Source organism: Companilactobacillus farciminis KCTC 3681 = DSM 20184 (assembly GCF_002706745.1).
Lineage (GTDB): Bacteria > Bacillota > Bacilli > Lactobacillales > Lactobacillaceae > Companilactobacillus > Companilactobacillus farciminis.
The window spans coordinates 2,204,612-2,216,925 of record NZ_CP017702.1; the positions used below are offsets into that span (position 1 = coordinate 2,204,612).

Annotated in this window: 14 protein-coding genes; 4 read left to right on the forward strand and 10 right to left on the reverse strand. The window is 35.9% G+C overall.

Annotated elements, in window-relative coordinates; all coding sequences use genetic code 11:
- Positions 1-204: 204 nt before the first annotated feature.
- The 10 genes from LF20184_RS10955 to rpsN all read right to left on the reverse strand — a co-directional run bounded on the left by LF20184_RS10955 (position 205) and on the right by rpsN (position 9,076).
- A complete protein-coding gene (locus LF20184_RS10955) occupies positions 205-1,173 on the reverse strand; it encodes an electron transfer flavoprotein subunit alpha/FixB family protein (protein WP_010018395.1) in 969 nt (322 codons plus the stop codon).
- Positions 1,174-1,971, reverse strand: a complete 798-nt coding sequence (locus tag LF20184_RS10960; protein ID WP_010018394.1) for an electron transfer flavoprotein subunit beta/FixA family protein — start codon at positions 1,969-1,971, stop codon at positions 1,174-1,176.
- Between the two features lie 9 nt (positions 1,972-1,980).
- Positions 1,981-3,105 (reverse strand): acyl-CoA dehydrogenase family protein, encoded by a 1,125-nt coding sequence (locus LF20184_RS10965; protein ID WP_010018392.1) that lies wholly within the window; start codon positions 3,103-3,105, stop codon positions 1,981-1,983.
- 143 nt (positions 3,106-3,248) lie between these two features.
- Positions 3,249-3,662 (reverse strand): MerR family transcriptional regulator, encoded by a 414-nt coding sequence (locus tag LF20184_RS10970; protein WP_148223953.1) that lies wholly within the window; start codon positions 3,660-3,662, stop codon positions 3,249-3,251.
- Between the two features lie 122 nt (positions 3,663-3,784).
- Positions 3,785-5,041, reverse strand: a complete 1,257-nt coding sequence (dltD, locus tag LF20184_RS10975) for a D-alanyl-lipoteichoic acid biosynthesis protein DltD (RefSeq protein WP_010018390.1) — start codon at positions 5,039-5,041, stop codon at positions 3,785-3,787.
- Positions 5,042-5,052: 11 nt separating this feature from the next.
- Positions 5,053-5,292, reverse strand: coding sequence for a D-alanine--poly(phosphoribitol) ligase subunit DltC (gene dltC, locus LF20184_RS10980; RefSeq protein ID WP_010018389.1), 240 nt, complete (start codon positions 5,290-5,292; stop codon positions 5,053-5,055).
- Positions 5,293-5,307: 15 nt separating this feature from the next.
- Positions 5,308-6,516, reverse strand: coding sequence for a D-alanyl-lipoteichoic acid biosynthesis protein DltB (dltB, locus tag LF20184_RS10985; RefSeq protein ID WP_010018388.1), 1,209 nt, complete (start codon positions 6,514-6,516; stop codon positions 5,308-5,310).
- On the reverse strand, positions 6,509-8,029 hold the full coding sequence (dltA, locus tag LF20184_RS10990) for a D-alanine--poly(phosphoribitol) ligase subunit DltA (RefSeq protein WP_010018387.1): 1,521 nt from the start codon (positions 8,027-8,029) through the stop codon (positions 6,509-6,511). Before dltA ends, dltB begins: the two co-directional genes overlap by 8 nt.
- Before the next feature lie 20 nt (positions 8,030-8,049).
- Entirely contained in the window at positions 8,050-8,199 is a 150-nt protein-coding gene (locus LF20184_RS10995; protein WP_010018386.1) for a teichoic acid D-Ala incorporation-associated protein DltX, read from the reverse strand.
- Positions 8,200-8,806: 607 nt separating this feature from the next.
- Positions 8,807-9,076, reverse strand: a complete 270-nt coding sequence (gene rpsN, locus LF20184_RS11000) for a 30S ribosomal protein S14 (RefSeq protein ID WP_010018385.1) — start codon at positions 9,074-9,076, stop codon at positions 8,807-8,809.
- 307 nt (positions 9,077-9,383) lie between these two features.
- Between rpsN and LF20184_RS11005 the strand changes: the two genes are divergently transcribed.
- The 4 genes from LF20184_RS11005 (at position 9,384) to LF20184_RS11015 (ending at position 12,314) form a co-directional block, all read left to right on the forward strand.
- Positions 9,384-10,196 carry a WxL domain-containing protein gene (locus LF20184_RS11005; RefSeq protein WP_010018384.1) on the forward strand — a complete coding sequence of 271 codons (813 nt, stop codon included), beginning with the start codon at positions 9,384-9,386 and terminating at the stop codon, positions 10,194-10,196.
- A 154-nt stretch (positions 10,197-10,350) separates the two neighbouring features.
- On the forward strand, positions 10,351-11,247 hold the full coding sequence (locus LF20184_RS11010; protein WP_010018382.1) for a GDSL-type esterase/lipase family protein: 897 nt from the start codon (positions 10,351-10,353) through the stop codon (positions 11,245-11,247).
- A gap of 23 nt (positions 11,248-11,270) precedes the next feature.
- Positions 11,271-11,426, forward strand: a complete 156-nt coding sequence (locus LF20184_RS12790) for a hypothetical protein (protein WP_010018380.1) — start codon at positions 11,271-11,273, stop codon at positions 11,424-11,426.
- Between the two features lie 147 nt (positions 11,427-11,573).
- Positions 11,574-12,314, forward strand: coding sequence for a GntR family transcriptional regulator (locus tag LF20184_RS11015; RefSeq protein ID WP_010018379.1), 741 nt, complete (start codon positions 11,574-11,576; stop codon positions 12,312-12,314).

Genomic DNA, 12,314 nt, shown 5'->3' on the forward strand with positions numbered 1-12,314 from the left:
CCCCCATTCTTGGAATTGATTAAACTTACTTTTATGCTCAATATTTAGAAATAAAAAAGCTGTTATTTAACAATAGAGAAATAACAACGACCCTTATAACCCTAACAAATATATTTTGCTTATGCAAATTATTACTTTTATTGTAAGCAGTTTATTCCAAAAAAAATCTCCTATTCGCGAATTGGAATAGGAGACGTATTGTAGTTATAGTATAGCTTCAAGCGACTTAGCGAATTCTTGAGCATTCCCCACAAAAAAATAATCTGAATGCTTAAAAATTTGTGCGTTTTTATCCGTATTAATCGAAACAACGACCTTGGCATTTGATATTCCAGAAGTGTATTGAACCGCTCCAGAAATTCCCAAATTGATCAACAAATCAGGGGCGATGGTTTGACCACTTTGGCCAATTTGGTCAGTAATTGTAAATTCATCCAAATCAGTCAATGGACGAGTTACACCAAGACTTGCATTTAACTTCTTAGATAAGTTTTTGGCAACGTCGATATCCTTAGATGTTTTACTACCACGACCGATTGCAACGACGCGTTTTGCTTGCTTAATATCCTTAGCTTTTTGAACAGGTAAAACACGACTTTTTATTTGTAATTGGTCGTCTTTCTTCCATAATATGTTGGAAATAGTTTCCATTTGCAAATTAGGATTAATTTTCTTTTCGGCACTGAAAATATTGGGACGTGCTGTGACCATCTGGGGACGACAATCTGGAATCGTAATCTCACACATAATATTGTCACCATATGAAGGTTTCGTTTGTACCAATAAATCGTCTTCAAAGTGCAAATCCAAACAATCAGCAGTTAAACCCGTTTGTAAACGTGCTTGCAATCTTGGAGCAATCGAACGACCGGCAACTGTAGCTGGGAAGATCAAAGTATTAGGAGTGCCTTTTTGCTTAATCAAATCAGCTAAAGCATCCGTAATTTCTAAATCATCCCCTGAAGCCAAAGCATCATCTTTAATAGTAATAATCTTGTCTGGACCGTAGGCACTCAAGACTTCTTCCAAATTGGCAACAGCTTTTTCTATCAGAACGACTACTACTGGATCATGACTAATTTGATTCATCTTAGTAATTAATTGAAAAGTAACCGGATTGATTTCATTTAAATCATTTTCTGCAAAAATCCAATTTTCTTTTATAACTGTCATCTATTTGTCCTCCGTCAAAATATTCTTCTGCTTCAAAATATCAACTAGTTCACGAGCAGCTGTAACTGGGTCATCAGACAAACGATGATTTTTCTTAGCAACTTTTTTAGGCTCTGAAATTGAACGAACAATTGTCGGAGAACCAGCTTGTCCAACTCGTTGTTCGTCCAAATTCAAATCACTAGCATGCCAAGTAATGATAGGTTTGTCAAAACTCTTAGCAATTTCAACGACATTAGTATATTTGGGACTATTAGCTTTGTCAGTGGCTGTTAGGAGAATCGGTAATTTAGCAGTGATGGTTTGCTCGACATTTTCCAATTTACGATCAATTACCAAATGATCTTCAAAGGCCTCAATCTTATCAGCATAAGTAACTTGAGGAACGCCAAGCATTTCAGCGATGATTGGGCCTACTTGACCAGTGTCAGCATCAACTGACTGTTGTCCTACCAACACTAAGTCAACCCCACCAATTTTTTTGATAGCTTCACCTAGTACATATGCAGTTGCTAGAGTATCCGCACCAGCGAAAGCACGATCCGACAAAAGAACGGCTTTATCAGCACCAAGAGCCAATGTTTCTTGCAAGGAAACAGCAAAATCATCTGGGCCCATGGACAAAGTAATAACTTCTCCGCCAACTTTATCTCTAATCATTAAAGCTGCTTGTAGGGCGTGCAAATCATAAGAATTGATAACACCACCTAGGCCACGTCGATCAATATTTTTAGTTTTTTCATTAATTTTGACGTTTGTCGTTTCAGGAACTTGTTTAATACCAACAACTATTTTCATAACTTCCTCCTAGGCTCTATTCTTTGCTTCAATCAAAGCAATCTCTGTCCGCATCTTTTCAACTGTACCTTCTGCTAATTCCATCGCTCTGGCATCCCTGATCAAATGTTCAACCGGATAATCCAAACTATAACCATAGCCACCCAAAATCTGTAAGGCATCAGCACCGGATTTAACGGCGCTTCGACTTCCATATGCTTTAGCCATGGCAGCCTCCTCTTCGTAATCTTGACGATTGTCTTTTAACCAAGCAGCTTTTTGGTAAAGCAGTTTAGTAGTCTCTTTGGCAATGGCAATATCAGCAACTTTTCTTTGAATACCTTGCATTTGAATGATTGGTGTATCAATAGCTTTTCTATGCGTTGCGTAATCTGTTACTATATCTAACTCGTGTTCCATGATGCCGGTCAAAACAGCTCCCATCAAAACTCGCGCATCATTGTGAGCACTGTCACCGATTTCTTTACCCATACCGACTTTACCTAACAAGTGATTCTCATCAACTTCGATGTTGTTCATGACGATTTCGCCAACTGGAACACCCGTCAAACCTAAGAAGTTCTCTTGCTTACCAAATTCAAAGCCTTCCATATCTTTATCGACAACGAAGAAAGACAATTCTTCCGGTGCAGTTTTGACAAGAACACAATAGATTTCTGCTAGTCCACCATTCGTAATCATGATCTTGTCGCCATTAATAATCCACTTGTCACCAACGTGTTCTGCATGTGAGTTAATTCCTAAAGGATTAGAGCCACCACTAGGTTCAGTCATTGAAAAAGCAATAATTCGTGATTTTGCTTGAGGTAAATACTCATCTTTTAGAGCCTGGTTACCAAACTTAACGATTTGATCAATCGACTTGAAGTGACCTTCCAAAGTGACTGCCAAACTAGCATTGCCACGAGCAATCTCATTGATCATCTCAGCAGTAGTTGAACCATCAAATCCTGCCCCACCGTATTCTTTAGGTAACATTGTACTTAGCAAATCTGTTTTCTTTATTTTGTTCAACAAGTCATTTACATATGATCTAGTGTGATCAATTTCCATATCAAATGGTGCTACTTCATTTTCTGTGAATGATTTAACCATTCGTAAGAGGATTTCTCTACTCGTCTTATTTTGATCCATAATGCTCTCCTTGCATGTTAATTTTTTCACATATAAGTATAAAAAAATACCAAACTAATCTATCTAGCCACATGATATATTAGTTTGGATATAAAGTAAATATAATAATATTATATATAGACAATTATTTATCTATATCAAAGCTAAGGCTTATCCAAATGCATTTCTTCCTTAACGTACTTTTCTGTACCATCATTGGTTGCCTTACCATAGTATTCACATTTAAAATTGATGACATCCAGCGTTTCTTGTAGTTGGCGCATTTGTTCTTGAACTGACAAACGTAACTGTAAGAACATATCAAAACGCTCTTGCAACGAATCATCGCCTTCAGTTGTCCATTTGATAAATTGTTTGATTTCTTTTATTGGCATCCCAGCATTTTTCACACACTCAACTATTTGTAACGTGCCTAAATTCTCTTCGGTAAAGCGACGTACTCCAGCAGCGTTCTTATTTAAATTAGGAATCAAGCCTTCTTTGTCATAGTAGCGTAGTGTGGGAACTGATAAACCGAATTTTTCAGCCACTTCACCAATTGAATAAGTAGTTTCTATTTCTTGCATAATGATCTCCTTAATTTTTCATTGACCTAAAGTTAACTTAATGTTTAGTGTTGATAATAACATTTATACACAAAAAAAGCCTCTCTGACCATTCAGAGAGGCTTCTTCGATTCTTAAAATTGATTATCACTAGCCCATTTATTAGTTAAGAAGTAACTATTCATGTGATACTGTGTATTCTCGGGGTTAGCTTTCTTAGTTTGATAGTAACCTTTGAGGTCCTTATCTAACATTAACCAGCCACGCCAACCCATGTGAATCGTATCTTCGGCGATGTAGTTAGGATTCTTAACGTTTGATAAATCTACGATATTATTGAAACCTTGGGACTTCAATTGATATTTGATCTTTTTATCAAAATTAGTAATGGAACTCATTGGCATGCCAGTATATTTAACCCAGTAAGGATTGATTGGTTGAATGACGAACATTACTTCAGTCTTATTTTGAGCAAACATATATAGCAATGCTTGAAAATCATTATATTCTGGGGAACGCGTATAAGTTACATGTCTGTGCGCATTCTTATACTTAACGATTCTCTTTTTTAATTCTTTCTTGTAAAAAGAATTACCAATTTGCAAATCATTATCAGTTGAATGTTTCTTTGCCAACTTAGTAGCTAGTTTGTTTAAATGCTTGTAATCATAAGTATCTGGCAATTGACTAGCTGCTTTGTTGATCATATTTTGATGATCATTCATCGAAAGTGCTCCAAAGAGGTTATCCTGACTCTGCAAACTTGCACGGGAGACTCGTTTAATGTACATCCGTTGAAAATTAGTAATCTGTTGACCCTTGGAAATACGTTCTAAGGCGCCATCTTCAATCGGACCTTTGCTAACACCCAGATCAAGTACTCGATTAGCAATGTATTTGTTCATCGCTTTATCACCATGATCTGAATTTAAAATAAATCCGGTCAATTGCAATGGTGATAAGAAGTATTTGAAAGCGTCGGAAGGAACACCGGTCTTAGTAAACCATTGTGGCGAGATAATAAAGACTGCTTTATTACCTTTTAAATTAGACATCCCACCGACATTGAAAGCTTGAGTCAATGAAGCCGTACCAGGATTTCCTTGCAAGAATGGTTTGTTCTTCCAATGATATTTTTGCGCCATGGAAGATGGGTGGAACGGATCCATTCTAGAAAGTTCCGATGAACCAATAATAGGAATGTAGTTTTCTTTTTCGGCAGCATTCTTAACACTTTCACCCTTTAAAACTCGCACATCCAACGAAGTGGCCGCTTGGTCGATCTTTTTAGGAGTAACAGTTTTAAAATTAATTGGTGCAAATAGAAGAATCAACAATGCAACAATAGCAACTATAACAGGTCCAAAAATCATCCATAACTTTTTTTTCATTAGTATCTACTCTATTCCAATTCTTGTACACGTTGAGCAATTTTATTTACGGTTGACCATTGAGAACGGTCGAATTCTGAAACTGGTACTTGGATACCAAAGGTATCTTGTAATGTAACTAGAACTTCTACAGTTGCCATTGAATCTAGAACACCATCTTTAAATAGATCTTGATCGGCATCTGAGCCTGCGTCATCCAAACCTGTAACATCTTTTAAAATATCCACAATTTTGTTTTTAATTTCATCCATAATAAGCTCTCCTAACTAAAACCATAATTTATCTAAAATACCTGAAAAAATCATAAAACTGAAACATACAACATTGAAAGTCAAGAAAACGGCGAACGCATGCGTAAACTTGTTGCTTGGAATACTCTTACGATGTCTCTTCTTAAATCTCAACCAAGCATCGTTAGTGATCATTGCTCCGGCGTGGAACAAACCATAAACGATGTAATACCAAGTCTCACCATGCCAGAATCCCATGATCAAGAACAAAGTCAAGTAACCGAAGTTAGCGATATTGACACGATTCTTGATCCACTTGTGTTTGATCATTGTAAACATCAAACGCATGTAGATGAAATCACGGAACCAGAATGACAAGGTAATATGCCATCTATTCCAGAAATCCTTGATGTTCTTGGACTTAAATGGTGCCTTGAAGTTCATTGGTGTCTTGATACCCATGAAATTACTGATTGAAACGGCAAATAGTGAATATCCAGCGAAATCAAAGAACAAATACATACTATAAACGTACATATAAGCCACCAAAGCCCAGGAAATTCCTAATGGTGTTTCACCACGATAAGACAAAGTTAAAATTTGAATCTTTGGTAATAATAAAGTTCCAAAGAAGTAACCGATGATGAATTTATAAGCCAAACCTTGCATCAATTTATTAACACCACTGTGCAACAATTCGACGTACTCATCACGACTAGGAACTTTTAAAACATCCTTTTGAAAACGTCTGAAACGATCAATTGGTCCTGAGGAAATGGTTGGGAAGAATAGCAAGAACCGAACGAACTCGTAAGGTTTAATATTCTTAATTGCTCCATCACGGATCTCCATGATAATTTCAACCGCTTTGAAGGTTAAATAACTGATTCCCATGAAGCCAAATAAGGAAATCGTGGCATTTTTCAACAGTGGATCCAGTTTGACGAAGACCAGCGGCACAATCGCTAATACAACAAACGTAGTAAAGATCCAGAAATTATTGTGCTTTTTACGATACGACAAGTAAATAAATACTAATAACATTTCGTAGAGAATGTAAAAGATCAGTGAAATTCCCTGCGACATGTTTCCACCAAAGAACGTGATCCAAAGAATTACAACAGTTGCGAAGAAATCATAAACATGAAGTCGTTTGCCAAACCACAGTCCAATCATGATTGGCAATAATAGTAATAGTAAATAGATAAAGTAATGTGGACTGCTATAAGGAGTAATGTTATTCATTAATCTCGCCTATCAAAGTCTTTCTATCAATTTTTCCGTTTTTACTAATTGGCAACTGTTTAACGAACTTGAGAACATTAGGAATCATGTACTCCATCGTTGTTTCTTTAAGTGAACTTTTAATCGTATCTGTTAAATCATTCGTATCATGATTGCCATATTCATCTTCCAAGACGATGCAGGCAATCATCTTGCTAACTTGTTTCTTGTTGTTATAAAGCGGTACAGTGCAAGACTGTTTAACTTGCTTGAGATTACCCAAAAGTGAATCAACCTCTTCTAGCTCTATTCGGTAACCGTGCATTTTAATTTGAAAATCCGTTCGACCGTGATAATACAACAATCCATCACTCGCTTCACTGACCATATCTCCAGTGTGGTAGAAAATCTTACCATCGATATTTTCAAAAGCCTTCTCTGTTTGAACTGGATTATTCAAGTATCCCTTGGAAACATCTGGTCCACTGACTAACAGCTCACCTGTCATCATGCCGGTTTTAAGATCAACGCTACCAACAACTTTATGCTCCATATTTGATTTCAAATAACCGATTGGTAAGCGATCATATTTGTCCAACGCCGCTTGATCAATCAAAATTGAAGTAATGGCTACGGTATTTTCGGTTGGACCATAAGTGTTATAGACCTTGGCACTTGGAAACTTCTTCAATAATTTTTGAGCAGTAGCGTGAGTTAATTCTTCACCACAGAACATAAACTTATTCAGTTGAGGTAGATGTTCTTCATCAAAGCCTCTGAATAACAAACACATTTCAAAGAACGATGGTGTTGAAACCCAAGTATTGAAGTCAGCTTTTAAAATAGCTTGTTGTAATTTACCAAAATTCTTCGTCGTATCTTTATCAACAACATCCAAAGTTACGCCGCTCATCAATCCCGGATAAATATCAAAGACTGAAAGGTCAAATGAGAAAGGTGCTTGCAACAACATCTTCATTTGGTCGGAATAATCAAATTCTTTTTCAGCCCATTGCGAAAAGTCCAAGATGTTATTCGTACTTATTTGCACACCCTTAGGAGTTCCCGTTGTACCAGAAGTAAAGATGATATAGAAGTCGTCGTCTAATCCAACGCTCTTGTTGCTGTCGTAAATATTATTGTCAGATGATAAAACTTGTTGTAATTCAGCTTTTGTAACTTGAGGAGTTTCCACACCGAAGTCTGTAATGTTACTCCAATTTAAAATTAGGCTTGGTTTCGCCACCCCGTTAATTTGAATAACTCGTGATGGGTCAGAAGCGTCATCAACTGGTATATAAGGATGACCAGCCTTGATTGAACCTAAGAACAAAACTAGCATTTCAAATTGTTGTCCTCCAAAAATTATCAAAGGACTTTTGGCAGGCAAGAATTTGTCTTGCAAAAAGCTAGCAACTTGATCTGATTTTTGTAGTAGTTCTTGATAAGTATGTGTCTCTTCACCATTTTGGTAGCAAATCTTTTCGGGGTTTTGCAATGCGGTAGTTGTGATTTTCTCAATAATCTTGTTCATATGATTTTCCCTTCTTCTCACTAAAACTCGTTATAAATAAACTTGGCACTGCCGACGCCGTTGTATCCATAAATGTATAAAAGCACAATGAAAATTGCGAAAAATACAATTGTTTTTATAACGAACATTGTGATTGGTTTCTTCAAAAAATCTAGAAAGTTATTTTTCATAAATAACACCTCGATAAAAGACTTCGCTCATGCGGAAACTATATAACCATTCAAAATAAATGGTGTCAAACCAAAAAATGAATCAAAATAATTGAATATTGTTATTTCTATATCACCTGTATAAACATTATAATAAAAAAATAATTGTTTATAGTTGGCTACTTTTGTAAAAATTATTTGTCTTTTTTGATTATTTCCTATTTCGTTGCGGGTTTTCTCCACTTCTATTTAAACAAATTAATTATAATTTATTAATAATTGCTTTTCAAAATATACGCTCTGTAGTTCTAACTTTTGACCACTTTACTTATAGAGGTACCTTGAGACGAGTCCCTTCAACGACCGTTTTTTATTATTATCCGTAGGTTTTCAAAAGTAAATAAATGCTTGATACAATGACCAAAGTGTTAGTCCCATGTGACATTTTTGTAAGATAAAACGCTTTCTTATTAACGATATTATTAAGCAGTTATTTCCTATCAATATCTTTAATAATTAAATTAATGAACTACTATGCCAAATATTTCTAAAAAAAAAGACCTCATCGGAATGTATTGTCATTCCAATGAGATCTCTATTCTTAAACTATTTTATACAAAAACTACTATTACCAGCTAGCCTTTCTCACACCAGGAATCTTTCCTTCATGAGCCAACTTACGGAAAGTCAATCTAGACATACCGAATTTTCTCAAATATGCGTGTGGACGACCATCATATTGATCACGAGAATGCATTCTAACTGGCGATGCATCTCTTGGTAATTCACTCAATCCTTGATAGTCATGAGCTGCTTTCAATTGTTTACGCAAACTAGCGTAATGAGCAACCGTCTCTTGTAATCTTTTTTCACGTTCAATTTTAGCTTTACGAGCCATATCTTACCTAACCTCTTTTTTTATGTTTGTTAGGAAGTCATTACTAGTGATTTCTTTCTTCATCTCAAACTTATCAGTAAAAACAAACACTATCAAATAATTTGTTTGAAGGCAATTTATTTGTCTCGGTAAAAATATTTCCAAAATATCAGCTAAATAAATAATAGTGCGGAAAAATTAATCTTGTTTCAGTTTAGATAAAAAACATTTATGAATTACGATACAAACCGTATGATTTATTTTGCTAAACTTTAGACATGGTATAGGTGCGTATTGAAACCTAAATAAGAAGTTAGGGGGACAAATGATGAAATGGTTTAAAAATGTCGTTCGTTTATTGCTACTGATCAGCCTTAGTCTATCTCTGTCTCCTTTAACTACAGCTCAAGCAGCAACTGCTATTCAAGTTCAGAATGACACAAAATCCACTTACAATGCCTTACCTGGATCAGATTCAGGATCAACCCCAGTAGCGGAATCAGATACTGTTACTTCTTCTGATGATACAACTGGTGATGGAACTACTGCTTCATCAAACGTTAGCGTCACAGTTCTTTCTGGAATTTTAACCTTGGAAGCGGTACCGAACTTCAATTTTGGTTCCTTAATGGCTAACTCAACTGGTAAATTAAAGAGTAACACTACCGATACAACTGGTTTTACTAATGGAACTACTGCTGGTATCGATGGCAATGACGATGGTCTTTTAGAAGTTATCGATTCACGTAATATGACTAGCGACATGCCCGGCTTTACTTTGACAGCTTCAATGGGACCCCTCAAAACAATTGATACTGATATATCTGCCGACTTAGATGCCATTCTATATTTGAGCGCTATTCCATTATTGAACGGTGATCAACAAAATGTTTCTAACAATTCAACAGACTTATCAACACAAGCCGCAACAATCGACAGTACTAAACAAGATGCTCCTGCTACTGTCATGAATCTTGAAAAAGGTAGTTACAATGCTGGTATCGTCAGTGCCAAATTCAACACGCCTGATTCAGCAAAATTACACGTTGGCGGTACTAATAACGGTACTGAACAATCATCTAAAAAAAGAAACGCCGTAATTACATGGACTTTGAGTGCTAAACCTAGCGTAACCCAATAATTATTTTCTTATTTCCCATAGGATCTCTAATCAGATTCTATGGATTTTTTTTGCATAAAATTTATTATTTTTTTGCTTTTTTTATGAGTTTAAACTGTTTAAACATGCTATCATACAAGTAGAGAATAATTAAACACTTAAAGAAGGCATAAAAATGATCATCACGACGACTTGGAAGCATAATTTTACCAACTATGACAACTTAAAAGCAGTCAACCAAGCTCAATTTCAACATTTAAAAATCTTCCAACCTTTGGCAACCAAAAAAATTCGATTTCAATTAAACAATCTTTATGACGAAACGCCACTAGTAATTTCCCATATGGAAATTTACGATCAAGCATCCCACAAGGTTTCAGTGACTTTAGACAATAAAAGTAGTTTCCAAATTGAACCTCGATTGCTTCAATGGTCAGACTGGATCGATATCGACTTACCTTCTAATACATTCTTGTCCGTCGATATCACCTCGCCTAAGGTTGAAATCCATTCGGTTGGTTTAACTATCTCTAACGATTTGGTCAAGACTAAGATCAATCATCCTCAAATGCCCAAATACTTTTTTGGAATATCGGCTATTCAAGTCCAAACTGAACAAACTTACGAAAAAATAGCCTTCTTCGGTGATTCTTTAACTAATCAAGGGAATTTTTCAGCCCCACTCTCAAAAGACTTGGAACAAAATTTTCATATTATGACTGGTAATTTTGGGATATCCGGCAATCGCCTCTTACATCAAGGAAACAGCACTTCCCAGTGGTCTACTAGTTTTGGTGAGGCTGGCTTTACTCGCTTTGATCATATGCTGGCTAACTTCCAACCCAATATCGTCATCTTTATGGAGGGTATCAATGATCTACTGCATCCCGGTACTGGCACTCCTATCAGTGAATTGCCCACCTCTCAAGCGGTTATTACTGCAATTCATCTTCTAAAAGCCAAGTGCAAAAAGCACGATGCAACTTTTGTTCCGATGACGATAACGCCTGCCTATGGAAATATGAACGATGGCGTCCCAGGATGGAATGAAAAAAAGAACAATTACGCTTAGCTATCAACCGTGAACTATTAAAAATGCCACACATTATCGATTTATCCACTCTAGTCGGTGAAGACAATCATCTAAAACCAGAATTCGACTGTGGCGATCACGTTCATTTCTCGCATGATGGTGGCGAAATTGTCGCAAATTATATCAAGGAGCAATTAATCAGGAAAAGAATGATTTAATTATTCCCGTAATTTTTATTAGTATTAAATATTGGAATATAGCATTATGCATAAATGTATTATTTATTGCAATATCGTATTTAAATCATTTTCAATATAATATATTATTAATAGTATATATTGATCAATTGTATTGGAGCGTTACAAATGGCTGAGACTACTAATAAAGATATCTATCAAGAACTTAAACAACGTGTAATCAATGGAAAATATAATATTAAAATGCGTTTACCTACTGAAGAATCATTAATTGCGGAATTCAATGCTAGCCGTTATGCTATCCGCGAAGCAATCAAACAACTTTCTGATGAAGGATTGGTGTACAGTGTTAAAGGAAAAGGCGTCGTCGTCTTAGAACAGACACCAAAAACTCAAGAAATCAACTTGAGTCTTCGTGATATTAACAGTTTACAAAATCTCAATAAGGCAGAGGATCTCAATAAGGCAGAGGATCTCAAACGAGCAACGATTATCGCTGATTTCCAACAAATAATCGTTGATGAAAAACTCAGTCATAAAACTTCCTTTGCTGTAGGTATTCCCGTGTATGCAATCAAACGTGTACGCCGGATCAACAATAAAAATGCTGTCCTAGACTTAAACTACTTTAATGCTCAGATTGTTCCCGGCATCACTGCAGAAATTGCCAAGGATTCCATCTATTCTTACATCAAAGATGACATGAAGATGAAAATTGCTGTCGTCAAACGTCAATTAAGAATTGAACACGCTGAACAAGTCGACTATGAACATCTAAATCTTGGAATCAACAATTGTGTTGGTAACATGGTCAGCTTTGCATTTAACGATGATGGTAAGCAATTCGAATATACTGAATCGCATTTTATCCCTGACAACTTTATTTTCAATCAAATTATTAAATTCTAA